The organism is Anoxybacillus mongoliensis, assembly GCF_014201515.1.
Taxonomy (GTDB): domain Bacteria; phylum Bacillota; class Bacilli; order Bacillales; family Anoxybacillaceae; genus Anoxybacillus; species Anoxybacillus mongoliensis.
Genome location: NZ_JACHEQ010000014.1, coordinates 17891 through 44122, shown reverse-complemented (window position 1 = coordinate 44122; position 26232 = coordinate 17891). Strand labels below are relative to the sequence as shown.

General features: G+C 43.0%; 23 protein-coding genes. 20 read left to right on the top strand and 3 right to left on the bottom strand.

Annotated elements, in window-relative coordinates; all coding sequences use genetic code 11:
- The first annotated feature begins 153 nt into the window (after positions 1-153).
- From dxs to spo0A, 6 genes are all read left to right on the top strand, one after another.
- Complete coding sequence (gene dxs, locus HNR43_RS11620; RefSeq protein ID WP_183244064.1) at positions 154-2046, top strand: 1-deoxy-D-xylulose-5-phosphate synthase; 1893 nt, start codon at positions 154-156, stop codon at positions 2044-2046.
- 3 nt (positions 2047-2049) lie between these two features.
- Positions 2050-2892, top strand: a complete 843-nt coding sequence (locus HNR43_RS11615) for a TlyA family RNA methyltransferase (protein ID WP_183244062.1) — start codon at positions 2050-2052, stop codon at positions 2890-2892.
- Positions 2893-2985: 93 nt separating this feature from the next.
- Positions 2986-3435: a transcriptional regulator AhrC/ArgR gene (gene ahrC, locus HNR43_RS11610; RefSeq protein ID WP_004889608.1), complete on the top strand. Its 450-nt coding sequence runs from the start codon at positions 2986-2988 to the stop codon at positions 3433-3435.
- Positions 3436-3453: 18 nt separating this feature from the next.
- A complete protein-coding gene (recN, locus tag HNR43_RS11605) occupies positions 3454-5196 on the top strand; it encodes a DNA repair protein RecN (protein WP_183244060.1) in 1743 nt (580 codons plus the stop codon).
- A 100-nt stretch (positions 5197-5296) separates the two neighbouring features.
- Positions 5297-6574: a SpoIVB peptidase gene (spoIVB, locus tag HNR43_RS11600; RefSeq protein ID WP_183244058.1), complete on the top strand. Its 1278-nt coding sequence runs from the start codon at positions 5297-5299 to the stop codon at positions 6572-6574.
- A 217-nt stretch (positions 6575-6791) separates the two neighbouring features.
- The gene (spo0A, locus tag HNR43_RS11595; RefSeq protein ID WP_183244056.1) at positions 6792-7571 is read left to right on the top strand and encodes a sporulation transcription factor Spo0A; all 780 of its coding nucleotides are present in this window, start codon (positions 6792-6794) and stop codon (positions 7569-7571) included.
- A 20-nt stretch (positions 7572-7591) separates the two neighbouring features.
- On the opposite strand, the gene HNR43_RS11590 is transcribed toward spo0A, so the two are convergent.
- Positions 7592-7738 carry a YycC family protein gene (locus HNR43_RS11590; RefSeq protein WP_183244054.1) on the bottom strand — a complete coding sequence of 49 codons (147 nt, stop codon included), beginning with the start codon at positions 7736-7738 and terminating at the stop codon, positions 7592-7594.
- Positions 7739-7793: 55 nt separating this feature from the next.
- Here HNR43_RS11590 and HNR43_RS11585 point away from each other — a divergent pair, with 55 nt between their 5' ends.
- Complete coding sequence (locus HNR43_RS11585) at positions 7794-8528, top strand: glycerophosphodiester phosphodiesterase (protein ID WP_183244052.1); 735 nt, start codon at positions 7794-7796, stop codon at positions 8526-8528.
- Here HNR43_RS11585 and HNR43_RS11580 read toward each other — a convergent pair.
- Entirely contained in the window at positions 8520-8771 is a 252-nt protein-coding gene (locus HNR43_RS11580) for a DUF2627 domain-containing protein (RefSeq protein ID WP_183244050.1), read from the bottom strand. The genes HNR43_RS11585 and HNR43_RS11580 overlap by 9 nt on opposite strands.
- A 124-nt stretch (positions 8772-8895) precedes the next feature.
- On the opposite strand from HNR43_RS11580, the gene HNR43_RS11575 reads away from it, so the two are divergent.
- From HNR43_RS11575 to HNR43_RS11515, 13 genes are all read left to right on the top strand, one after another.
- Complete coding sequence (locus tag HNR43_RS11575) at positions 8896-10962, top strand: sigma 54-interacting transcriptional regulator (protein ID WP_183244048.1); 2067 nt, start codon at positions 8896-8898, stop codon at positions 10960-10962.
- 128 nt (positions 10963-11090) lie between these two features.
- On the top strand, positions 11091-11993 hold the full coding sequence (yqiS, locus tag HNR43_RS11570; RefSeq protein ID WP_183244046.1) for a phosphate butyryltransferase: 903 nt from the start codon (positions 11091-11093) through the stop codon (positions 11991-11993).
- 16 nt (positions 11994-12009) lie between these two features.
- Positions 12010-13113 carry a branched-chain amino acid dehydrogenase gene (gene bcd, locus HNR43_RS11565; protein ID WP_183244044.1) on the top strand — a complete coding sequence of 368 codons (1104 nt, stop codon included), beginning with the start codon at positions 12010-12012 and terminating at the stop codon, positions 13111-13113.
- A 65-nt stretch (positions 13114-13178) separates the two neighbouring features.
- Positions 13179-14279, top strand: a complete 1101-nt coding sequence (gene buk, locus HNR43_RS11560) for a butyrate kinase (RefSeq protein WP_183244042.1) — start codon at positions 13179-13181, stop codon at positions 14277-14279.
- Between the two features lie 12 nt (positions 14280-14291).
- Complete coding sequence (gene lpdA, locus HNR43_RS11555) at positions 14292-15713, top strand: dihydrolipoyl dehydrogenase (RefSeq protein WP_183244040.1); 1422 nt, start codon at positions 14292-14294, stop codon at positions 15711-15713.
- Positions 15714-15724: 11 nt separating this feature from the next.
- Positions 15725-16717, top strand: coding sequence for a thiamine pyrophosphate-dependent dehydrogenase E1 component subunit alpha (locus tag HNR43_RS11550; protein ID WP_183244038.1), 993 nt, complete (start codon positions 15725-15727; stop codon positions 16715-16717).
- A 2-nt stretch (positions 16718-16719) separates the two neighbouring features.
- Complete coding sequence (locus HNR43_RS11545) at positions 16720-17703, top strand: alpha-ketoacid dehydrogenase subunit beta (protein WP_003394199.1); 984 nt, start codon at positions 16720-16722, stop codon at positions 17701-17703.
- A gap of 12 nt (positions 17704-17715) precedes the next feature.
- Positions 17716-19014 (top strand): dihydrolipoamide acetyltransferase family protein, encoded by a 1299-nt coding sequence (locus tag HNR43_RS11540; RefSeq protein ID WP_183244036.1) that lies wholly within the window; start codon positions 17716-17718, stop codon positions 19012-19014.
- Between the two features lie 159 nt (positions 19015-19173).
- Positions 19174-21195 (top strand): methylmalonyl-CoA mutase family protein, encoded by a 2022-nt coding sequence (locus tag HNR43_RS11535; RefSeq protein ID WP_183244034.1) that lies wholly within the window; start codon positions 19174-19176, stop codon positions 21193-21195.
- Complete coding sequence (gene scpA, locus HNR43_RS11530; RefSeq protein WP_183244032.1) at positions 21179-23374, top strand: methylmalonyl-CoA mutase; 2196 nt, start codon at positions 21179-21181, stop codon at positions 23372-23374. Before HNR43_RS11535 ends, scpA begins: the two co-directional genes overlap by 17 nt.
- Positions 23371-24471 (top strand): methylmalonyl Co-A mutase-associated GTPase MeaB, encoded by a 1101-nt coding sequence (meaB, locus tag HNR43_RS11525; protein ID WP_183244030.1) that lies wholly within the window; start codon positions 23371-23373, stop codon positions 24469-24471. Before scpA ends, meaB begins: the two co-directional genes overlap by 4 nt.
- A 65-nt stretch (positions 24472-24536) precedes the next feature.
- A complete protein-coding gene (locus HNR43_RS11520; protein WP_183244097.1) occupies positions 24537-25475 on the top strand; it encodes an aromatic acid exporter family protein in 939 nt (312 codons plus the stop codon).
- A gap of 50 nt (positions 25476-25525) precedes the next feature.
- The gene (locus tag HNR43_RS11515) at positions 25526-26029 is read left to right on the top strand and encodes a L,D-transpeptidase (RefSeq protein WP_183244028.1); all 504 of its coding nucleotides are present in this window, start codon (positions 25526-25528) and stop codon (positions 26027-26029) included.
- A 30-nt stretch (positions 26030-26059) separates the two neighbouring features.
- Here the strand turns inward: HNR43_RS11515 and prli42 are convergent, their stop codons facing one another.
- On the bottom strand, positions 26060-26155 hold the full coding sequence (prli42, locus tag HNR43_RS11510) for a stressosome-associated protein Prli42 (RefSeq protein ID WP_009373849.1): 96 nt from the start codon (positions 26153-26155) through the stop codon (positions 26060-26062).
- Between the last annotated feature and the right edge of the window lie 77 nt (positions 26156-26232).

Genomic DNA, 26232 nt, shown 5'->3' with positions numbered 1-26232 from the left:
AACATGTGGTATAGTGGAAAAGAAATGTTAGCCGTTCACACGTTCGTGTAAGCGGCTCTTTTTTGCGTACAAGCATGTTTATCTGTATAATTAAAAATACATAAAACTGTATGATATCGATTGTTTTAGCTTACATGAAAGAGAGTGATCGCGTTGGATGTTACAGCGATTCAAAACCCGAAATTTTTAAAGCAAATGTCGAATGAACAGCTCGTTCAATTGAGTGAGCAAATTCGACAATTTTTAATTGAAAAACTATCGAAAACAGGTGGACATATTGGTCCGAATCTTGGAGTCGTTGAATTGACAATTGCCCTTCATAAAGTATTTGACAGTCCAAAAGATAAACTCATTTGGGATGTTGGCCATCAGTCGTACGTGCATAAAATTTTAACCGGTCGTGCTAGTCAGTTTGATACGTTGCGACAGTATAAAGGATTGTGTGGCTTTCCAAAACGGAGCGAAAGCGAACATGACGTATGGGAAACAGGGCATAGCTCGACGTCGTTATCTGCTGCCATGGGCATGGCGATTGCGCGCGACTTAAAAGGAACGGATGAATATATTGTTCCGATTATTGGAGACGGTGCACTCACCGGTGGAATGGCGCTAGAAGCATTAAATCATATTGGACATGAGAAAAAAGATATCATCGTCATTTTAAATGATAACGAAATGTCAATTGCTCCAAACGTTGGAGCGCTGCACAATGTGCTCGGACGACTACGGACAGCAGGAAAATATCATTGGGTAAAAGATGAGTTAGAAATGTTGTTAAAGAAAATTCCGGCTGTCGGTGGAAAGCTTGCTACAACAGCGGAACGTGTCAAAGATAGCATTAAATATTTACTCGTTTCGGGCGTATTTTTTGAAGAATTAGGCTTTACGTACTTTGGTCCGGTAGATGGCCATAACTTTGAAGATTTATTTGAAAACTTACATTATGCAAAAAAGACGAAAGGACCTGTCCTTGTTCACGTCATAACGAAAAAGGGAAAAGGATACCATCCGGCAGAAAGCGACAAAGTCGGAACGTGGCACGGCACAGGACCATATAAAATTGAAACGGGTGATTTCATTCAAACAAAGCAGTCTGCTCCATCTTGGAGTGCGCTTGTGAGTGAAACGGTGCGCAAATTAGCGCGCGAAGATCGTCGCATTGTTGCCATTACGCCAGCGATGCCTGTTGGATCAAATTTAGAAGGATTTGCAAGTGAGTTTCCTGAGCGCATGTATGACGTCGGTATTGCCGAGCAACATGCGGCGACGATGGCCGCTGGTTTAGCAACGCAAGGGATGAAACCGTTTTTAGCAATTTATTCAACCTTTTTACAACGGGCGTACGACCAAGTTGTTCACGATATTTGCCGTCAAAACTTAAATGTGTTTCTCGGTATTGACCGTGCAGGTCTCGTCGGTGCGGATGGTGAAACGCATCAAGGGGTGTTTGATATCGCTTTTTTACGCCATATTCCAAACATCGTATTAATGATGCCAAAAGATGAAAATGAAGGTCAACATATGGTATATACAGCTATTCAATACGATGACGGCCCGATTGCGATGCGTTTTCCGCGCGGCAACGGTCTTGGTGTACCGATGGATAAGCAATTGAAAAAAATCCCGATCGGTACATGGGAAGTGTTGCGTGAAGGAACAGACGCTGCGATTTTAACGTTCGGTACAACGATTCCAATGGCGCTTCAAGCAGCTGAACGTCTTGCAAATGAAGGCATTTCTGTACAAGTTGTCAATGCTCGTTTTATTAAGCCACTTGATGAAGAGATGTTGCATACGTTATTACAACAAAACATGCCGTTACTTACGATTGAAGAAGCGGTGCTTCAAGGTGGATTTGGCAGCGCAGTGCTTGAATTTGCTCATGATCATGGGTACTATGGAGCGATTATCGACCGAATGGGCATACCGGATCGCTTTATCGAACATGGTGGTGTGTCGCAACTTCTTGAAGAAATTGGTTTGACAACAGAACATGTAATGGAACGAATTTGTTTATTAACTCCGAAAAAAAGAAAAAGGGCATGAGAGATGAAAGGGAAGAAAGAACGTTTAGATGTATTACTTGTTGAACGTGGATTGGCTGAAACGCGTGAAAAGGCGAAACGAACAATTATGGCCGGTCTTGTATATTCGAATGAAATGCGGCTTGATAAACCGGGGGAAAAAGTACCTGTTGACATTCCGCTTACGGTGAAAGGAAATGCACTACCGTATGTAAGTCGCGGGGGGCTCAAACTTGAAAAAGCGTTACAAGTATTCTCGCTTGAAGTAGAAGATAAGATTATGGTTGATATTGGTGCATCGACAGGCGGATTTACAGACTGTGCGTTGCAAAACGGGGTGAAGTTGTCATACGCTCTTGATGTTGGCTACAACCAATTGGCATGGAAACTGCGCCAAGACGAGCGTGTTGTAGTCATGGAGCGGACAAACTTTCGTTATGTGACACCGAGTGATTTTCAGCACGGTCTGCCGAATTTTGCAACAATCGACGTGTCGTTTATTTCACTAAAATTAATTTTGCCCGTCTTAAAAACCATTTTAGTGCCACATAGCGATGTGGTTGCTTTAGTCAAACCACAATTTGAAGCGGGAAAAGAGCTTGTTGGCAAAAAAGGAATCGTTCGTGATGCGCGCGTTCACGTACATGTGCTCGAAACGATTACAGCATTTGCTCAACAAGAAGGGTACGATATTATTGGGCTAACCTACTCGCCGATCACAGGCGGTGACGGAAATATTGAATTTTTACTTCATTTACGTTGGGAAGGGAAAGAAGTAGGAGAAAATCGGTTGACAGTTTCTCCAGAAGAAGTTGTTGCTAGGGCGCATGATGAACTGAAAGAAAATAACGAACATGCGGGGGAATAACGATCGGTTATTCCCTCTTGTTTGCCTGTCTATCGTTCGGTAACATAGAAGTATAAATATGCATATGTTATACACACGAAAGAGGTGTTTTCGTTGAATAAAGGACAACGTCATATTAAAATTCGTGAAATTATTTCAAACCATGATATTGAAACACAAGATGAACTTGTTGATATGTTGCGCAAAGAAGGTTTTAACGTCACACAAGCAACGGTGTCTCGCGACATTAAAGAACTACATTTAGTGAAAGTGCCAATGATGGATGGGCGATATAAATATAGCTTACCTGCGGACCAACGATTTAATCCGCTCCAAAAGTTAAAACGAGCACTTATGGATGCGTTTGTGAAAATTGATGGCGCTGGTCATTTGCTTGTCATGAAGACGTTACCAGGAAATGCACATGCCATCGGTGTACTGCTTGATCATTTAGAATGGGATGAAATTGTTGGAACGATTTGCGGGGATGATACGTGTTTAATTATTTGCCGTACGCCAGAAGATACAGAAGTTATTTCAAAACGATTGCTGGACATGCTGTAATAAAGGTGTGAACGGAAAATGTTAGCAGAGTTATCCATTAAAAATTTCGCCATTATTGAATCCCTTTCGCTTTCGTTCGAAAAAGGATTAACCGTTTTAACGGGAGAAACGGGAGCGGGAAAATCCATTATTATTGATGCCATTCATTTATTAATTGGCGGACGCGGTTCGGCAGAATTTGTTCGATACGGGGAAGCAAAAGCAGAAATTGAAGGTCTTTTTTTGCTTGAACGAGACGATCACCCATGTTACAGCAAATGTGCTGAACTCGGCATCGATATAAGCGATGGTATGATTGTGCTTCGTCGAGAACTAACGATAAACGGCAAAAGCGTCTGTCGTGTAAACGGGAAATTAGTCACGATTGCAGCGTTGCGTGAAATTGGTTCTACGCTCGTTGATATTCATGGACAACATGAGCATCAAGAGTTGCTCGATGAAAGTAAACACTTACGCCTGTTAGACGAATATGGGGGAGACCGTATTCGTGACGCATTGGAAGAATACGGTGCGTTATATGCCACGTATGAACGAGTCAAGCGTCAACTGCAAAAATTAAATGAAAACGAGCAACAAATGGCACATCGATTAGATTTGTTAACATTTCAGTTAGATGAAATTCAAAAAGCGGATTTGCAAATAGATGAAGATGAACGACTGATGGAAGAACGCCGAAAAATCGTCAACTTCCAAAAAATATATGAGGCGTTACAAAGCAGCTATGAGGCGCTGTACGGAGAGCAACGTGGACTTGATTGGATTGGACTAGCAATGAATCATTTAGATCATGTTAGCGAGATTGATTCATCCGTTAAACAAGCTCAAGAGGTTGTATCGAACTGTTACTACTTGTTAGAAGAAGTTGCTCACCAGCTACGCGAACAATTAGATCAGTTAGAATATGACCCGCTTCGGCTTGATGAAATTGAAAGTCGCTTAAATGAAATTAATCATTTGAAACGGAAATACGGCCAAACGGTACGTGATATTTTAGAATATGCGGCGAAAGTGGAAGAAGAAATTGAAACGATTCAACACCGCGATGATCATATCCATAAATTGCAGACCGAACTTCAATCCATTACGGCGGATTTATTAGTTGAAGCGAAACATATAAGCGAATTGCGTATGAAATATGCGAAACAACTGATCGATGATATTCATCAAGAATTAAAAGATTTATACATGGAAAAAACGACGTTTGATGTCGTCTTTCGAAAACGACAAGGAACGTATAATGATCCGTTGCTTGATGGAGCGCCTGTAAAGTTACAACCAGACGGAATGGATGAAATCGAATTTTTTATCTCGACAAACCCTGGAGAACCGTTAAAGCCGCTGGCCAAAGTTGCGTCGGGTGGAGAATTGTCGCGCATGATGCTTGCTTTAAAAAGCATTTTCTCTAAACATCAAGGTGTCACGTCCATTATTTTTGATGAAGTCGATACCGGTGTAAGCGGTCGCGTCGCTCAAGCCATTGCAGAAAAAATTTATCGCGTAGCACGCCATTCACAAGTATTATGTATTTCGCACTTACCGCAAGTGGCAGCGATGGCAGATACGCATTTATTTATTGCAAAAGAAACGAAGGATGGACGGACAAAAACAACGGTGGAAGCGTTAAATGAACAAGAAAAAATTAACGAAATTAGCCGTATGATTTCTGGAGTAGAAATTACAGACTTGACGAAACAGCATGCACATGAGTTATTGCAATTAGCAAAAAAGATCAAAAACGAACAACATAAATACCAACATTGACATTGTTTTTTCGTTTTATTCGGTTATATTTCATTTGTTTCAGGCAACATTAAATAGTGTAGGATTCGGTGTGTACGTAGGAACGAGGAGAGTGAAGACTTTGGATTTTGACAAATTAAGAAAAGGAATAGGTGCATTTCTCCTTGTTTCTTTTATCGTTCTAAGTATGGCAACACCATTTCAAAAATATGTAAGTATTCCGAAACAAATTGTGTTATTCCAAGGACAAACGGCTCATGTGCCCGTATTTGGTTCTACTCACTCGATAACGACAAACGCTGTTTCTGTCCATCCAAAAGAAAAGTTAGCAATTACCGGAGAACATGTTGGGGAAAGTGATGTCATTTTACAAATGGCAGGATTTCCAATGAAACAGGTAAACGTAAAGGTATTACCAGATTTTAAAGTTGTTCCCGGTGGTCAATCGATTGGAGTTAAGTTAAATACCGTTGGAGTTCTTGTCGTTGGGCACCATTTAGTGGAGACAGAACAAGGAAAGCAATCTCCAGGTGAGACGGCTGGCATTCAAGTTGGGGATGCGATTACTCACATTAACGGACGAAAAATCGAAAAAATGACAGATGTTTCCCCATTCATTGAAGAGGCGGGAAAAACGGGTAAACCTTTACGTTTAACCGTTGCTCGTGATCATCAGACGTTTGAAACAACACTCACCCCATTGAAAGATAAACATGATCAGGCGTATCGTATCGGATTATACATTCGTGATTCTGCAGCAGGGATCGGGACAATGACGTTTTTCGATCCGAAATCAAACATATATGGCGCACTCGGACATGTCATTTCTGATATGGATACGAGAAAGCCGATTGTCGTTCGTGATGGAACGATTGTTAAGTCGACGGTCACGGCGATTGATAAAGGAAGAAACGGTAGCCCTGGTGAAAAATTAGCAAGATTTTCGACTGATAAACAAATTATTGGTGACATTAAAACAAACAGTCCGTTCGGTATTTTTGGAAAACTTTCACAACCTATTCAAAATGGCATTTTCGACAAACCGATGCCAATTGCCTTATCGACAGATGTGAAAAAAGGGCCAGCAAAAATATTGACGGTCGTCGAACAAGATCAGGTGGAGGCGTTTGATGTTGAAATCGTAAGTGTCACTCCGCAAAAATTCCCTGCGACAAAAGGCATGGTCATCAAAGTAACCGATCCACGTTTGTTAGAGAAAACAGGTGGCATCGTTCAAGGGATGAGTGGGAGTCCGATTATTCAGGATGGAAAACTCGTTGGGGCTGTGACGCATGTATTTGTTAACGATCCGACATCTGGGTATGGTGTGCACATTGAATGGATGTTGCACGAAGCCGGAATTAACATTTATGATAAAAACGAACAAAAAGCGAGCTAATATTAGCTTGCTTTTTGTTTTTCCACGCAATTTGTCATATTTTATCATGACACGGCGTAAACATGTAGTGTAAAATGAAAGAAAAAACGTGCACATATGTTTTATGAAAAATATAAATTATTTGACTAATTTTGCAAAGGAAAAAGGATTTTTGCCCATTGCGTCGAATTAAGCACGTATGTGACAAAAGATCATTGCTTTAGGGAGGAAGGATTTCGTGAGTACAATAAAAGTGTGTATTGTAGATGATAATCGAGAATTAGTGCATTTGCTTGAAGAATACATTACAAGCCAAGAAGATATGGAAGTCATTGGCGTTGCATATAACGGGCAAGATTGCTTGCAATTATTGCGCGATCGCGATCCTGATGTTCTCGTTCTTGACATTATTATGCCGCATTTAGACGGTTTGGCTGTGTTAGAAAAGCTACGCATGGTCAAACAATCGTTGCCGAACGTAATCATGCTGACAGCATTTGGGCAAGAAGATGTGACGAAAAAAGCGGTTGAACTCGGAGCTTCTTACTTCATTTTAAAACCGTTTGACATTGAACATTTAGTCAATCAAATTCGCCACGTATGCGGGAAAAAGCCAGCCGTATTCAAACGACCGCTTCTTTCCCCAGTTCGTGACGGAAAACCGAAGAATTTGGATGCAAGTATTACGAACATCATTCACGAAATCGGTGTTCCTGCACACATTAAAGGATATTTATATTTGCGTGAAGCGATCGCAATGGTATACAACGATGTCGAGTTACTTGGATCAATTACGAAAGTGCTTTATCCAGACATCGCAAAAAAATATAATACGACAGCTAGTCGCGTTGAGCGAGCAATTCGTCATGCGATTGAAGTGGCATGGAGTCGCGGGAATTTAGAATCCATCTCATCTTTATTCGGTCATACGGTCAGTATGTCGAAAGCGAAACCGACAAACTCAGAATTTATCGCGATGGTCGCTGATCGGTTAAGACTTGAACATAAAGCAAGCTAATAAAAAAGGTAGTCCGATGGCTACCTTTTTTGTTTTTCGTTTTTTTCAATTTCAAGCAACTTTTGGATTAATACGTGCTGAGGCATGTGCATAATTTGTTCTAGCGGCATGTTTAATGCTTCCGCTAGTTTTTGAGCCGTTTCTAAAGAAATGTTTAGTGGTCGCATACACTCAACTCCTTTCATATGTTAAGTATAAAACGTTTTTGAAGGTGGGAAAAGGATGACACATATTTTTGCTCATCGTGGTTCAGCAGGAACACATCCAGAAAATACAATGGCTTCGTTTATGGAAGCAGCACGTGTGCAAGCGGATGGAATTGAACTTGATGTACAGCTTTCGAAAGATGGGGTTGTCGTCGTCATTCATGATGAAACAGTAAATCGGACGACAGACGGAACAGGATGGGTAGGACAAATGACGTATCGGCAATTACGTAAATTAAACGCTAATTATAAATTTAAGCAATACGGCTTTTGTCCCGTTCCATCGTTACAAGAAGTGCTCGAGTGGGCGAAAAATACGTCGTTACTCATCAATATTGAATTGAAAAACAATCTTGTACCTTATGAACGATTAGAAGAACAAACGATTGAGCTTGTCGAACGATACGGTTTAGCATCGCGTGTCATTTTTTCATCGTTTAATCACGAAAGTATGGCAACATGTCACAAATTGGCTCCTCATATTGAAACAGCGCTACTATACATGGAAAAGTTACATCGGCCGTGGAGTTATGCCCATACTTTACAGGCGTTAGCGCTTCATCCGTATCATCCAACGGTCGATCGATCGTTCGTTGAAGCCGCTCATGCTCACCAATTGCTCATTCGTCCTTTTACAATCAATAAAGAAGAACAGATGAAAACGATGTTTCAATATGAAGTAGATGGGATTTTTACTGATTTTCCTGAAAAAGCAAAAAACATACGTGAAAAAACGCTTCGATCATTTTGAATCGAAGCGTTTTTTTTGAAAGCGTGGTTGTACTTTATTTCGTTTTCGATCGCGATGAAAAATAAATCCTGCGATAAAGCCGAGACCGATGAGAAAACAAAATAAACCGAGTAAAAACTGAATGGCAAGTGAAGGAATTGGTGCATGCAAAATGCCAAATACGGTATCTCTCATCCATTTAATTCCTAATGCTGCAATAAATCCGGGAATAAGTAAGATGAGTAGGGCGATCATTCGTTGCATAAAACAAAACCCTTTCCATTTGTTCTGTCTTCATCATAAATGTTTTTGGTTGTTTGTCAAGAAGAGAAAAACAATGTATGATGAAAGCGTCTGCAAAAAATTGCAAACGAATAGGTGATGGGAAATGAAAAAAGTATTGATTGTTGGGGCAGGCAAAGGCGGAAGTGCGCTATTAAAAATGTTTCATGAAACGAAGCTGATGGATGTTGTAGCGATTGTGGATCGAAACGACGATGCACCAGGGATGAAGGCTGCACGTGACATGGGTATTCAAACGAGTAACCATTGGCATGATGTGTTAACGGACGATATTGATGTCATTGTTGAAGTAACAGGAGACGACGAAGTGTTTGCTACGTTGCGTAAAGCAAGCGCTGCGCATACGGTCGTCATTCCTGGCGATATTGCCTACATTATTGCGCAACTCGTGGAAGAAAAAGAGCAACTCATTGCCACGTTAAAAACAGCGACAACAAAACACGATTTAATTTTCAACTCTACGCATGATGGAATGATTGTTATTGATGAACGTGGTTTCGTGACACATATGAATCCAAGTGCAGAGAAGATGATTGGGAAAAGGAGAAAGGAAGTGATAGGATCACATATTTTGCATGTCATTCCAGCGAGCGGATTGCCGCGCGTATTACAGACAAGAGAAGTCGAGTTGAATCAAGAATTACTATTAGAAAACGGAAAAAAAATGATTACGACACGTATTCCGTTAATAGACGAAAACGGAAAATTGTTCGGTGCTTTTGCGGTATTCAAAGATATTACAGAAGTTGTTCGTTTGGCGGAAGAAGTAACAAATTTGAAAGAAATTCGCACGATGTTAGAAGCGATTATTCATTCTTCCGAAGAAGCGATCTCCGTCGTTGATGAATATGGCAACGGCATTTTAATTAACCCGGCGTATACAAAGCTAACAGGCTTATCTGAAGAAGAAGTGATCGGAAAACCGGCAACAGCGGATATTTCAGAAGGGGAAAGCATGCATATGAAAGTGTTAAAAACACGACGGCCAGTAAGAGGTGTGCGCATGAAAGTCGGTCCGAAAAAGCGTGATGTTGTCGTGAATGTTGCCCCGATTATCGTTGATGGGGTATTGAAAGGAAGTGTTGGTGTCATTCATGATGTTTCAGAAATTGAACAATTAACTTCTGAGTTGCAACGTGCTCGTCAAATTATTCGTACGTTAGAGGCGAAATATTCCTTTGACGACATTGTCGGCACGTCAGAAGAGATGATGTTAGCAATTGAACAAGCAAAATTGGCAGCGAAAACTCCAGCAACTATTTTGCTTCGTGGTGAATCAGGAACAGGCAAAGAATTGTTTGCTCACGCTATTCATAATGCGAGTGATCGAAAATACCATAAATTCGTTCGCGTCAATTGCGCTGCCATTTCCGAGTCGCTACTTGAAAGTGAATTATTTGGTTATGAAGAAGGGGCGTTTTCTGGTGCGAGACGCGGAGGGAAAAAAGGATTGTTTGAAGAAGCGAACAACGGAAGTATTTTTCTCGATGAGATTGGGGAATTATCAGCCAACATGCAAGCGAAACTTTTGCGAGTGTTGCAAGAGAAAGAAATTGTGCGTGTCGGTGGCACAAAGCCGATTCCGATTAATGTACGTGTCATTGCTGCAACAAACGTTCACCTCGAAAAAGCGATTGCCGATGGCACATTTCGTGAAGACTTATATTATCGGTTAAATCGCATGCCGATTTACATTCCGCCGTTACGTGCTCGAAAACAAGATATTCCAGCTCTATGTGAACGACTCATACAAAAACTAAATCAAGATTATGGGCGTAATGTGGAAGGTATTACAGATGATGCGCTAACTTATTTACTCTCGTACGATTGGCCTGGCAACGTACGGGAGCTAGAAAATGTGTTAGGAAGAGCAATGATTTTTATGAAATATAATGAAGTGATCATTGAGCGTAAACATATTTCGTTGTTACACAAACCGAAAGAACAAGAACATCTTTCTTCTCCTGAATCATCCCATGTTCATCAACCTTTGGCGGTGCTCGTGGAACAATATGAAGCCAAAGTGATTGAAAGCGTTTTACAAGCGTGTCACGGAAATAAAACGGCAGCTGCCAAACAACTTGGCATTTCTATTCGAAATTTATATTACAAACTTGAAAAGTATGGACTTGACAAAAAAAGCATGCAATAATGTTCATAGTATGCAAAAGATTGCAATAAAAAATAAATAAAAATAAAGCGTTTTCAACACAAGAGAAGTTGGCACACTTTTTGCAAGAATAAAAAGTGACGAAAAAACAAAGGGGTTGAGCAGATGAGATGAAGCTACAATCGTTGATCACCAAGGCAACCCAATTTCCTGAGGCAACTGTAGCTGTTGCAGCGGCCGAAGATGAGGAAGTATTGAAGGCGGTCGCACAAGCATTACAAGCAGGATTCGGGCGATTTATTTTATACGGCGATAAATCCGTTTTATCACAACTCATTACTGAATATGTTCAGGAAGCAGGTGACGATGCGATTCGTATCGTCCATGCTTCGACAAACGAAGAAGCAGCTCACATGGCTGTGAAAGCGGTGCACGAAAAAGAAGCAAGCGTCTTAATGAAAGGGAACGTACCGACAGCAACCATTTTAAAAGCGGTGCTAAATAAAGAGTATGGGCTGCGCACGGGTCGTGTTTTATCGCATGTTGCTGTGTTTGATGTGCCGCATTATGAACGGCCAATTCTCGTCACTGACGCAGCGATGAATATTGCACCTGATTTACAACAAAAAACAGAAATTATTATGAACGCCGTACAAGTGGCGAAAGCAATTGGCATCCATATGCCAAAAGTTGCACCACTCGCCGCCGTTGAAGTTGTCAATCCAGCGATGCCGGCAACGATTGATGCAGCAGCGTTGTCGCTCATGAATCAGCGCGGTCAGTTGAAAGATTGCATCGTCGATGGTCCGCTCGCTTTAGATAATGCCATTTCTGTTGAATCTGCCCAACATAAAGGCATTCAAAGTTCGGTAGCAGGACATGCTGACATTTTAGTTGTACCGAACATTGAAACGGGGAACGTGTTATATAAATCGCTCGTATACTTTGCCCGCGCGCAAGTAGGGGCGATTATTGCCGGAGCGAGAGCACCAATTGTATTAACATCTCGCGCAGATTCCGCAGAAAGTAAATTATACTCACTAGCATTAGCCATTTGTGCAACGAACAAATAACAAGGGGGAACGAAAGATGGAGATTTTTAAATATATGGAGCAATACGACTACGAGCAATTAGTATTTTGCCAAGATAAAGAATCAGGATTAAAAGCAATCATTGCCATTCATGATACAACGCTTGGACCAGCGTTAGGTGGCACGCGCATGTGGATGTATGAATCAGAAGATGCAGCCATTGAAGATGCGCTTCGTTTAGCGCGTGGCATGACATATAAAAACGCTGCAGCCGGATTAAACCTTGGCGGTGGAAAAGCGGTTATCATTGGGGATCCACGGAAAGATAAAAATGAAGCGATGTTCCGTGCGTTTGGTCGCTTTATTCAAGGATTAAACGGTCGCTACATTACAGCAGAAGACGTTGGTACAACAGTTGCGGATATGGACATTATTTACGAAGAAACAGATTATGTCACAGGTATTTCACCAGCGTTCGGTTCATCCGGAAATCCTTCTCCGGTTACTGCATACGGCGTGTATCGCGGCATGAAAGCGGCAGCAAAAGAGGCGTTCGGCAGCGATTCGCTTGAAGGAAAAGTCATTGCTGTGCAAGGTGTCGGTAATGTGGCGTACAATTTATGCCGTCATCTTCATGAAGAAGGAGCAAAGCTCATCGTTACAGACATTAATAAAGAAGCGGTGCAACGCGTTGTTGAAGAATTTGGGGCACAAGCAGTTGATCCGAACGATATTTACGGTGTGGACTGCGATATTTTCGCTCCGTGTGCGCTTGGGGGCATTATTAATGACCAAACGATTCCACAGTTAAAAGCAAAAGTCATCGCTGGTGCTGCCAACAACCAATTGCGTGAAGCAAGACATGGAGACATCATTCATGAAATGGGTATCGTTTATGCGCCAGACTATGTTATTAATGCAGGAGGCGTTATTAACGTAGCCGATGAGTTATATGGATATAATCGTGAACGTGCGATGAAAAAAGTTGAGCAAATTTACAACAATATTGAAAAAGTCATCGAAATTGCGAAGCGTGATGGCATTCCGACATACCAAGCAGCAGACCGTTTAGCTGAAGAACGTATTGCAAAAATGCGTCAATCACGTAGCCAATTTTTACAAAACGGTCAGCACATTTTAAGCCGTCGTCGCACGCGTTAAAAATATGTAACGAAGCGAGGACGTTCGTTCTCGCTTCGTCGATGATAAAAATGGAGGGTTACACATTGCAAGAACATTCATTTCGCATCTTAGTCATTAATCCGGGATCGACGTCAACGAAAATTGGCGTTTTTGATAATGAGCGCTCCATTTTAGAAAAAACGATTCGTCATGATGCAGAAGCGTTACGAGCGTATAAAAAAATTATTGATCAATACGAATTTCGTAAGCAAACGATTTTAGAAACGCTTGATCATGAAGGCATTAATATTTCTAAGCTTGACGCGGTATGTGGCCGCGGTGGCTTACTTCGTCCAATTGAAGGTGGCACATATGCTGTGAATGAGGCGATGCTGCAAGATTTAAGACGTGGATACTCTGGTCAACATGCTTCAAATCTTGGAGGCATTTTAGCACATGAAATTGCTTCAGCATTAAATATTCCCGCATTTATTGTCGACCCAGTCGTTGTAGATGAACTTGATCCAATTGCCCGCGTTTCTGGATTTTCATTAATTGAGCGTCGTAGCATTTTCCATGCATTGAATCAAAAAGCCGTCGCTCGTCGTGTGGCTAAACAAATGGGAAAAACGTATGAAGAAGTCAATTTTATTGTCGCACATATGGGCGGAGGTATTACAGTCGGTGCACATAAATGCGGGCGCGTCATCGATGTCAACAACGGATTGGACGGAGAAGGTCCGTTTAGCCCAGAACGTGCTGGGACTGTGCCAGCCGGTGATCTTGTCTCTCTCTGTTTTTCTGGCGAATATTATCGCGAAGAAATTATGCGCATGCTCGTTGGGGGCGGAGGTCTCGTTGGTTACTTAGGGACGAACGATGCGGTGAAAGTCGAGAAAATGATCGAAAATGGTGATGAGAAGGCAAAGCTCATTTATAGCGCGATGGCATACCAAGTAGCAAAGGAAATAGGAGCAGCAAGTGCCGTTTTAGCCGGAAAAGTCGATGCCATCATCTTAACGGGCGGTTTAGCGTATGGAAAACAATTTGTGAAAGAAATTGCTGATCGGGTACAATGGATTGCCGACGTCATCGTGCAACCAGGGGAAAATGAATTGCAGGCGCTTGCTGAAGGTGCGCTTCGCGTATTGCGTGGAGAAGAAAAAGCAAAACAATATCCACAAGCGGTCAAAACAACGGTTTAAGGGGATGAAATGATGGCTAAAGAGTACGATGTAGTCATACTTGGGGGCGGAACAGGCGGATATGTCGCTGCGATTCGCGCTGCCCAGCTCGGTTTAAAAACAGCAATTGTTGAAAAAGGAAAGCTCGGGGGAACGTGTCTACATGCAGGATGCATTCCGAGTAAAGCGTTATTGCGCAGCGCAGAAGTGTACGCTCAAACAAAAGAAAGTGAAACGTTTGGTGTAGTTGCTAGCGAGGTGCGATTAGATTTTGCGAAAGTACAAGCGCGCAAACAAGCGATTATTGACCAACTGCATAAAGGTATCCACATGTTGATGAAAAAAGGAAAAATTGATGTGTATGAAGGAACGGGACGTATTTTAGGTCCATCCATTTTTTCACCAATGCCGGGAACGATTTCTGTTGAGATGAACGATGGAACGGAAAATGAAATGCTTGTACCAAAATACGTTGTCGTCGCAACAGGATCTCGCCCACGTACGTTACCTGGCCTAACAATTGATGGTCAATTTGTCATGACATCAGACGAAGCATTACGCATGGAGACGTTGCCATCTTCTATCATCATTGTTGGCGGTGGTGTCATCGGAATCGAATGGGCATCGATGTTAAACGATTTTGGGGTAGATGTTACAGTCATTGAATATGCAGATCGCATTTTGCCGACAGAAGACCGAGATGTCTCAAAAGAAATTGAAAAAATATTAAAACAGCGTGGTGTACGCATTGTTACAAAAGCGAAAGTGTTACCAGAAACGCTCATTGTTGAAAATGGTGTACGCATTCAAGCAGAGATTAATGGACAAAACGAAACGTTTACAGCTGAAAAAATGCTCGTTTCCGTCGGACGTCAAGCAAACGTTGAAGGCATCGGATTGGAAAATACCGATATTGTTATTGAAAAAGGATTTATTCAAACGAACGAGTATTATCAAACGAAAGAAAAACATATTTATGCGATTGGCGATGTGATCGGTGGTTTGCAACTTGCTCATGTTGCTTCACATGAAGGGATCATTGCAATTGAACATCTCGCTGGAAAAGAAGTTCACCCACTTGATTATGCGATGGTGCCAAAATGCATTTACAGTCGTCCTGAGGCTGCGAGCGTTGGCTTAACAGAAGAAGAAGCGAAGGCAAAAGGATACGAAGTGAAAGTCGGCAAATTCCCGTTTAAAGCGATTGGAAAAGCGCTCGTGTACGGAGAGGCGGAAGGATTTGTAAAAATTGTCGCTGATGCAAAAACAGACGATTTGCTCGGTGTGCATATGGTTGGTCCACATGTAACGGATATGATTTCTGAAGCTGGATTAGCACGCGTGCTTGATGCAACACCGTGGGAAATTGCCCACACGATTCATCCGCATCCGACGCTGTCAGAAGCGATGATGGAAGCGGCGCTTGCTGTTGACGGAAAAGCGATTCATTTTTAAAGGAGGAATGCATGATGCGTCATAAACAACTCGGTTTAAGCGATGAAACCGTTTTACAAATGTATGAAACAATGGTGTTAGCGCGTAAAATTGACGAGCGGATGTGGCTACTCAACCGCGCGGGTAAAATTCCGTTCGTCATTTCTTGTCAAGGGCAAGAAGCAGCGCAAGTGGGAGCTGCATTCGCTTTAGATCGCACGAAAGATTATGTATTACCATATTATCGTGACATGGGTGTCGTATTAACGTTCGGTATGACACCGACAGAACTCATGCTTTCAGCATTTGCGAAAGCTGAAGATCCAAACTCTGGCGGTCGTCAAATGCCAGGACATTTCGGGAAAAAGAAAAATCGAATCGTCACGGGCTCTTCACCAGTTACAACGCAAGTGCCACATGCTGTTGGTATCGCACTAGCAGCGAAAATGGAGAAAAAAGATTTCGTATCGTTCGTTACATTTGGAGAAGGGTCTTCTAACCAAGGTGACTTCCACGAAGGAGCAAACTTTGCAGGTGTTCACAAGTTGCCGGTCATTTTTATGTGCGAAAACAACAAATACGCGATTTCAGTTCCAATTGAAAAGCAATTAGCTTGTGAAAAAGTATCGGACCGTGCCATCGGCTATGGTATGCCGGGCTATACAGTTGACGGTACAGATCCGCTTGAAGTATATCGCGTCGTCAAAGAAGCAGCAGACCGTGCACGCCGCGGTGAAGGCCCAACGTTAATTGAAACGGTTGCTTATCGTTTAACGGCGCATTCATCAGACGATGATGACCGCGCATATCGTACGCCAGAAGAAATTGCAGAAGCAAAATCAAAAGATCCAATTTACTTGTTTGCAAACTACTTAAAAGAAGTAGGCGTATTAACAGACGAGCTAGAGAAAGAAATTCTCGATCGCGTCATGAAACAAGTCAATGAAGCAACAGATTATGCGGAAAAAGCACCATATGCAGAACCAGAACATGCGTTGAAATACGTATACGCAGAGGAGGAATAAATATGCCTGTCATTTCATATATCGATGCCGTTACGATGGCGATTCGCGAAGAAATGGAACGTGACCCGCGCGTATTCGTACTTGGGGAAGATGTCGGAAAAAAAGGGGGCGTATTTAAAGCAACACAAGGGCTATATGATCAATTTGGCGAAGAGCGCGTCATTGATACGCCGCTTGCGGAATCTGCGATCGTAGGCGTGGGCATTGGCGCTGCGATGTACGGATTGCGTCCCATTGCTGAAATTCAATTTGCTGATTTCATTATGCCTGCTGTAAACCAAATTATTTCCGAAGCAGCGCGTATTCGTTATCGTTCAAATAATGATTGGAACTGCCCGATTGTCATTCGTGCTCCATATGGTGGCGGTGTTCACGGAGCGCTATATCATTCTCAATCGGTTGAAGCGATTTTTGCAAATCAACCGGGATTAAAAATTGTTATGCCATCTACACCATACGATGTGAAAGGGTTATTAAAAGCGGCGATTCGCGATGAAGATCCGGTGCTGTTTTTTGAGCATAAACGAGCATATCGCCTCATTAAAGGGGAAGTGCCGACAGATGATTATGTGCTACCAATTGGTAAAGCAGACGTTAAACGTGAAGGGGAAGATATTACAGTTATCACGTACGGTTTATGCGTTCATTTCGCGTTACAAGCTGCTGAAAAATTGGCGCAAGAAGGCATCTCTGCTCACATTTTAGACTTGCGTACCGTATATCCGCTCGATAAAGAAGCGATTATTGAAGCGGCAAGCAAAACAGGAAAAGTGTTGCTTGTGACAGAAGACAACAAAGAAGGAAGCGTCATGAGTGAAGTGGCGGCAATTATTGCCGAGCATTGCTTATTTGACTTAGATGCGCCAATTATGCGTCTTGCTGGTCCAGACGTTCCAGCCATGCCATATGCGCCAACGATGGAAAAATTCTTTATGGTTAACCCAGATAAAGTTGAAAAGGCGATGCGCGAATTGGCGCAGTTTTAAGGAGGAGTCACGATGGCGATAGAGAAAATTACGATGCCACAGCTTGGCGAAAGTGTAACGGAAGGAACGATCAGCCAATGGCTTGTGTCTGTTGGCGATCGTGTGAATAAATACGATCCACTTGCTGAAGTGATGACAGATAAAGTGAATGCAGAAATTCCATCTTCATTTGCTGGTGTGATTAAAGAAATTATCGCAAAAGAAGGGGAAACATTGCCTGTTGGCGCTGTCATTTGTACGATCGAAGTCGAAGGAGAAGGACGAGTAGAAGAAAAGCAAACGAGCGTGGAACACGAATTACTGCCGTCGAGTGAACAAACGAATAAACAACCGGTGAAAAAGCAAGCCGGTGAGCGTGGACGCTATTCGCCAGCTGTTCTTCGTCTCGCGCAAGAACATCACATCGATTTAACACAAGTGACAGGAACAGGGATGGGCGGTCGCATTACGCGCAAAGATTTACTTAAACTCATTGAGTCTGGTAACGTGCCAAAAGCGGATGCACCAAAACAAGTCGCTGAGCAAGTCCAACAAGTAGAAGTGCCGAAACAGGATATCGCACCAAAAATAGAGGCGTCAAAACAACAAGCACCAAGCATTCCTGTGCAAGCGGGCGACATCGAAATCCCTGTCACACCAGTCCGAAAAGCAATCGCAACAAATATGCTTCGCAGTAAACATGAAGCACCGCATGCGTGGACGATGGTCGAAGTCGATGTGACCAACTTAGTCGCTTATCGCGATTCGATTAAAGATGAATTTAAAAAGCGCGAAGGCTTCAACCTAACATACTTTGCGTTCTTTGTGAAAGCGGTAGCTCAAGCGTTGAAAGAATTCCCACAAATGAACTCGATGTGGGCAGGCGATAAAATTGTTCAAAAGAAAGATATTAACATTTCGATTGCGGTAGCGACAGACGATGCCTTATTCGTTCCGGTCATTAAACATGCCGACGAAAAATCGATTAAAGGCATTGCGCGTGAAATTGCGGAATTAGCAGCAAAAGTACGCGCAGGAAAACTCCGTCCAGAAGATATGCAAGGTGGGACATTCACCGTCAACAACACCGGCTCTTTCGGTTCAGTGCAATCGATGGGCATTATTAACTATCCACAAGCAGCGATTTTACAAGTCGAATCAATCGTCAAACGTCCTGTGGTTAAAGATGGTATGATCGCGATTCGCGACATGGTCAATTTATGTTTGTCGCTTGACCATCGCGTCCTCGACGGCTTAATTTGCGGTCGCTTCTTAGCACGCGTGAAACAAATCTTAGAAAACATGAATAAAGACAATACGCCAATTTATTAAACGAAAAGAGGGTGTCCACTTAGGACCCCTCTTTCATTATATTATCCATTAATTACAATTGTTCGTTGCCCAAGCTGTCTATATATACTACAATAAATATGAATGTTTCAAAAATTAAAAAGAAAGCGCTTTAAAGGTCTTCAAAGGGGAGGGATTGTAATGGCGGATTTTTTAACGATGAAAAACGTCTCGTTTCCTATTCCGACATATGACGAGTGGAAACAGGAAGCAGAAACATCGCTTAAAGGAAAAACATTTGAAAAGTTAGTGACAACAACGTATGAACAACTGCAAGTAAAACCGATCTATGTACGAAGCGATATAGAGGCAACTCCTGAGCAATATCCGGGGTTCCCTGGCTATGTGCGAGGGACGGAGCCAGATGGGTATATGAAAAAAACATGGGCAGTCAGTCAAGCCATTTCTGCCAAAAATCCTAAGGAATGGAACGAAATCGCAACATACGATATTGCAAGAGGACAGACAGAAATTCATCTTATTTTAGACGAGCTCGGATTTTCGATCACGTCGCTAGAGGATATCGAAACGATGTTTTCTGGCATTTCGCTTTCCGATTATTCGATTCGTCTCGATGCAGGGGCATGTTCGTTGTCAGCTTTGGCTCTGTTTGTCGCTTATTTTCATAAACAACAACTTTCGTTCGATTCATTGCGCGGAACAATCGGTATGGACCCGCTTGCGGCATTAGCGATAAAAGGGGAACTTCCTACGTCGCTTTCGACGCTGTATGACGTGATGGCGGATGTGACGAAATGGACGAAAGAACAAATGCCTCATATAAAGACGATCATCGTTCACGGAGAGCCGTATCATCACGGTGGGGCGAATGCGGTGCAAGAGTTAGCGTTTTCGGTTGCGACCGCTGTTGAATATATGAACGAATGTTTAAAGCGTGGGTTGACGGTCGATGAGGTGGCCGAACGAATGAGTTTTTCGTTTGCGATTGGCGCCGACTTTTTTATGGAAATTGCAAAACTACGCGCGGCTCGTGCGATGTGGTCGAATATTGTTCAAGCGTTTGGTGGTAGCGAACGAGCACAAAAAATGTCGCTTCATGCGCGAACGTCGTATTTCACGAAAACGGTGTATGACCCATATGTGAACATGCTTCGGGCATCAGCAGAAGCGTTTGCCGCGATTGTCGGTGGTGCAAATAGTTTACACGTTTCCCCGTTTGACGAAGCGATTCGACCAGCGAATGAGTTTTCCCGAAGAATTGCCCGTAATACACAATTGATTTTACGAGAAGAAGCGCACATCGGGAAGGTCATCGACCCGGCTGGTGGTTCGTATTACGTTGAAACGTTAACGGAACAGATCGCAGAAGCTGCATGGAAGCTATTTCAACAAATCGAAGCGAAAGGCGGCATGACAAAAGCGCTGGAAGCGGGAGTGGTGCAAGCAGAAATCGAAAAAATCGCGAAACTCCGCGAGCAAAACGTCAAGGTGCGCAAAGAACGAATCATCGGCACAAACGTCTACGCCAATTTAGCAGAGCCAAAACCGAATATCCAATCCGTATCGCCGTCAAAAGATGAATCGTATGATGGCGAAACGATGGAACAAAGCGGAAATTGGGTAGATAGCGCCATTGCTTTCGTTCATCGTCGAGCGACCGCTCGAGGAATCGATGCTGCGCTCACCATGACTGGTCCGTCGATTGCCATTTCCCCAGTTCGCCAATGGCGGCTATCCGAGCCGTTTGAGCAGCTGCGTCAAGCAGCGGAGCGGCATTTAGAAACGCACGGAAAGCGTCCGACCGTTCATCTCATCAATCTCGGTGCTATCGCCCATCATAAGGCGCGCGCTGATTTTATGACCGGCTTTTTTGAAGCAGGTGGATTTGCTGTCGTAAAAAATGACGGCTATATGTCGATTGACGAGGCGATAAAAGAATCGTTAGAAGCAAGCGGAACACACTACATCATTTGTGGAACGGACGAAAGCTATCTGGAAGCGGTCCCAGCGATCGCGAAAGCATTAAAGGTCGTGAATCCGCCACGAAACGTCTACGTCGCTGGAAAACAATCGCCGGAAATCGAAACTGCTTTTATAGAAGCAGGGGTGGACGGATTTATTCATATCGGTTCTAATTGCTACGAAACGCTTGTGACGTTTATGAAGGACATGGGGGTGGCTTTAGATGGAGCGGAAAGTTGATTTTACCAATATTTCTTTCCACCGAACAGGCGATACGGTGAGTGAACAACAATGGAAACAGGCTATCGAAGAAAAGCTGAAAACATGTATTGATGACCTCTTCTTCCAAACAAATGAACAAATTGCGATTAAACCGCTATATACAAAAAAAGATATCGAAGGATTTGATTTTCTCGATTATATGCCAGGCATTCCGCCATATTTGCGCGGACCGTACCCGACGATGTACGTTGTTCGTCCTTGGACGATTCGCCAATACGCAGGTTTTTCCACAGCCGAAGAAAGCAACGCTTTTTACCGTCGCAATTTAGCGATGGGGCAAAAAGGGCTATCGGTTGCGTTTGACCTTGCTACTCACCGTGGTTATGATTCTGATCATCCGCGCGTCGTCGGTGATGTTGGTAAAGCAGGGGTCGCCATCGATTCAGTGCTTGATATGAAAATTTTATTCGATGGCATTCCGCTTGACCAAATGTCCGTATCGATGACGATGAACGGGGCCGTGCTCCCGATCATGGCGTTTTACATTGTCACCGCCGAAGAGCAAGGAGTGACGCGAGACAAACTGTCCGGCACGATCCAAAACGACATTTTAAAAGAATATATGGTGCGCAATACGTACATTTATCCGCCAGAAACGTCGATGCGCATTATCGCTGACATTTTCGCCTATACTGCAAAATATATGCCAAAATTCAATAGCATTAGCATTTCCGGCTATCATATGCAGGAAGCGGGTGCACCGGCGGATATTGAGCTTGCCTATACGCTTGCCGATGGGCTTGAGTATGTACGTACCGGCTTAAAAGCAGGTATTGACATCGACTCGTTCGCGCCGCGCTTATCGTTTTTCTGGGCAATCGGCATGAACTATTTTATGGAAGTAGCGAAAATGCGCGCTGCGCGCGTGATTTGGGCGAAAATGATGAAAACATTTCACCCGAAAAATCCGAAGTCGTTGGCGTTGCGAACACATTCCCAAACATCGGGCTGGAGTTTAACCGAACAAGATCCGTTTAACAACGTTGTCCGCACGCTCATTGAAGCGCATGCAGCAGCGATGGGGCATACGCAGTCGCTCCATACGAACGCGCTGGATGAAGCGATTGCGTTACCGACTGATTTTTCTGCGCGAATCGCTCGCAATACGCAGCTTTATTTGCAAGAAGAAACGGGCATTTGCCGCGTCATTGACCCGTGGGCAGGCTCATATTATGTTGAAACGTTGACGAACGAGCTAATGGAGCGAGCGTGGAAGCATATTGAGGAAATCGAAAATCTCGGTGGTATGGCGAAAGCGATTGAAACAGGATTGCCAAAAATGCGCATTGAAGAAGCAGCGGCAAGACGACAGGCGAAAATTGATTCTGGAGCGGAAACGATTATTGGCGTGAACAAATATCGTCCAGAAAAAGAAGTACCAATTGACATTTTAGAAGTCGATAATACCGCCGTTAGGGAGCGACAAATTGAAAAATTAAAACAGTTGCGTGCTTCTCGGGATGAAGAGCGCGTACAACAGGCATTAGATGCCATTACAAAAGCGACGGAAACAGGCGAAGGAAACTTATTAGAATTGGCGGTAGAAGCCGCTCGTGCTCGTGCGACGTTGGGTGAAATTTCGTATGCGATTGAAAAAGTAGCAGGTAGGCATAAAGCGGTCATTCGTTCTGTTAGCGGGGTATATAGCGCCGAGTTTACGAACGAAGAAGAAATTGCGCGCGTGAAAAAAATGACGGATGAATTTTATGAGCTAGAAGGAAGAAGACCGCGCATTTTAATCGCAAAAATGGGGCAAGATGGGCACGACCGTGGAGCAAAAGTCATTGCCACGGCATTTGCTGATTTAGGGTTTGATGTCGATATCGGCCCGCTCTTTCAAACGCCAGAAGAGACAGCGCGACAAGCGGTTGAAAACGATGTGCACGTCGTTGGAATTAGCTCGCTTGCTGCTGGACATAAAACGTTATTGCCACAGCTTGTTGAAGAGTTGCGAAAATTAGGTCGGGAAGATATTATCGTCGTTGTTGGTGGGGTTATTCCACCGCAAGACTATGAATTTTTATATGAACATGGAGCGGCTGCCATTTTCGGACCAGGTACAATTATCCCGGTCGCAGCACAAAAAGTATTGCATGAAATTTATCGTCGACTCGGTTATGAGGAAGTGAGCGAATGAACGATGAGCGAACATCTCGGCCAGAATGGGCTGATGAAGGAAATATGTTTGCCACATCATACGTCAAAGGAAGCGACGGTGTTTATGCATCAAAAGAAAGACGGTGGGTGAAAAGAAAAGAACGTTCAGTTGAGGAATACGTCGCTGGGATATTAAATAACGAACGTACCATTTTAGCGCAAGCGATTACGCTCATTGAAAGCAATGCGGCAAAACATACAGAAAAGGCTCAACGCATATTGCATGAGCTCCTCCCCTATGTGGGGCGTTCCATTCGCATCGGCATTACCGGTGTACCGGGAGCGGGAAAAAGTACGTTTATTGAAGCGTTTGGGCAATTTTTATGCGACAAAGGGCATCGTGTGGCTGTGTTAGCTGTTGATCCGAGTAGTTCTGTTACAGGTGGAAGCATTCTTGGCGATAAAACGCGCATGGAAAATTTAGCTCGCCATCCGCGTGCGTTTATTCGCCCATCGCCATCGGGTGGCACGCTCGGTGGCGTACATCGAAAAACGCGTGAGACGATATTGCTTTGTGAAGCAGCAGGATATGATATTATTCTTGTTGAAACGGTTGGTGTTGGTCAAAGCGAAGTGGCAGTACGCGGCATGGTTGATTTCTTCTTATTACTCGCCTTAACGGGCGCCGGTGACGAACTGCAAGGAATGAAAAAAGGAATGATGGAGCTCGTCGATGCGATCGTCATTAATAAAGCAGATGGGGATAATAAAAAGAAGGCCGAGCTTGCGAAAGAAGAATATAATCAAATTTTACATTACTTACGTCATGCGACGAAAGGTTGGGAGACGAAAGCATATACATGTTCTTCTCTCTACGGAGAAGGAATTGAACAAATTTGGGAAGTAATCGAACGGTTTGTCCAAACAACAAAACAATCTGGCGTATTTGAAGAAAGAAGAAGAGAACAGATGAAAGATTGGTTGCACGCGATGATTAAAGATTATTTGCATATCCGCTTTTTTCAGCATCCGGCTGTACAGCAACAGTTGCCGACGATTGAACGAGATGTGATGGAAGGAAAACAACCGGTCACGATGGCCGCTCAGCAATTAATTCGTTTATATGAGCAGACGTAAAAGGTGTCCATTATGGGCACCTTTTATATTGGAATGTGTTATAATGGGGGCGGAGTGTGATAATTGTGTTAAAAATTGGTTATCGGACAGTAAAAACAGCGATTGGAACGGCGAGTGCTATTGCAATTGCTCAATGGTTACATCTTGAAAATTTTACTTCTGCTGGAATTATTACGTTACTTTGTATTCAAGTGACGAAAAAAAAGTCGTTACAAACGGCGCGCGCTCGGTTTGTTGCTGGTTTGGTCGGCTTATTGTTTTCATTTCTCTTTTTTGAAGGGCTTCATTATCATCCGCTCTCGATTGGGTTATTGTTGTTGTTTTTTATTCCGACGACCGTTTCATTGAAAGTGACCGAAGGGATTGCAACAAGTGCGGTTATTATTTTGCACGTATATATGGCAAAAACGATGACGTGGCATCTCGTATATAATGAAGTGATGTTAATGATTATTGGAATCGGCATCGCTTTACTTGTCAATATGTACATGCCGAGCGTTGAAAAAGATTTAAAAGAGTATCAACGTATTGTAGAAGATTTATTTCGCATTATTTTTAAAGAAATTGTTCATTATTTACGTACGAACGAAAGTTTATGGGACGGAAAAGAAATTGCGTTAGCGAGCGATACGTTAAAGCAAGCAAAGGCGCTTGCGTTACAAAACATTGAAAACCATTTTTTACGAAATGAAGATTATTATTATCGATATTTTCGTATGCGTGAACGGCAATTTGAAATTATTGAGCGCATGTTACCGCTCATTAGTTCAATGACGTATACGGTCGAACAACGCAATATGATTGCCGATTTTATCGACGAATTAAGCGATGCGATTCATCCAGGAAATACAGCCGATCATTTTATTCGACGGCTTGAAGAGATGAAAAAGCAGTTTCAACAAATGCCTTTGCCAAAAACACGCGAAGAATTTGAAGAACGAGCTGCTCTTTTGCATTTTGTGAAAGAGATGGAGCAATATCTAATCATTAAAAGTCAGTTATAGCGGTATGATCTCCCTTTTTTGATGCACAATAATTGAAAAAGGGTGAGATTATGCCGCTTTTGTTTGCTTTTTTTCTTTTTGTTTCACCGCTTTGGCCGCTTGGAGACAATCCGCGCGTTGGCGATCCGATGATTATTGTTAACAAACAAACGAACCAACTTGCTTTTATTCGCAATGGGAAAATTGAACGTATATATCGTGTTGCCACAGGAAAAACGAATGCGCTCACACCAGAAGGATTATTTACGGTTACGGTAAAGGCGGTGAACCCTTACTATCGGAAAAAAAACATTCCGGGGGGTGCACCGAATAACCCTCTTGGCACGCGCTGGATTGGATTTGATGCGCGCGGGACGGATGGACGAACGTATGGGGTTCATGGAACGAATCGACCTGAATCAATTGGACGTTATATAACAGAAGGATGTGTACGTATGCACAATCGCGATGTCGAGGCGTTATATCCGAACGTGCCACTAGGAACGAAAGTAGCGATTGTAAAAACAACTGAATCGTTCCAACAGCTCGGAAAAAAGTACGGAGCGCTCAAATAGAACAAGCTGGCCGAATGCGGTCAGCTTGTTCTATATCCACATGCTTAGTCCAGCGAGCAAAGAAGTCAAAAGCATCGAGCCGAGCATTAAATAAACAACAATTTTTTGCACTTTTTTTGAATGCATGTTCTTCACCTCTTGCTTCCTATTGTACAAACATGCTGTTCGGCAAACAAGCAGGAAAAATGCAAAAAAAGAAGGAA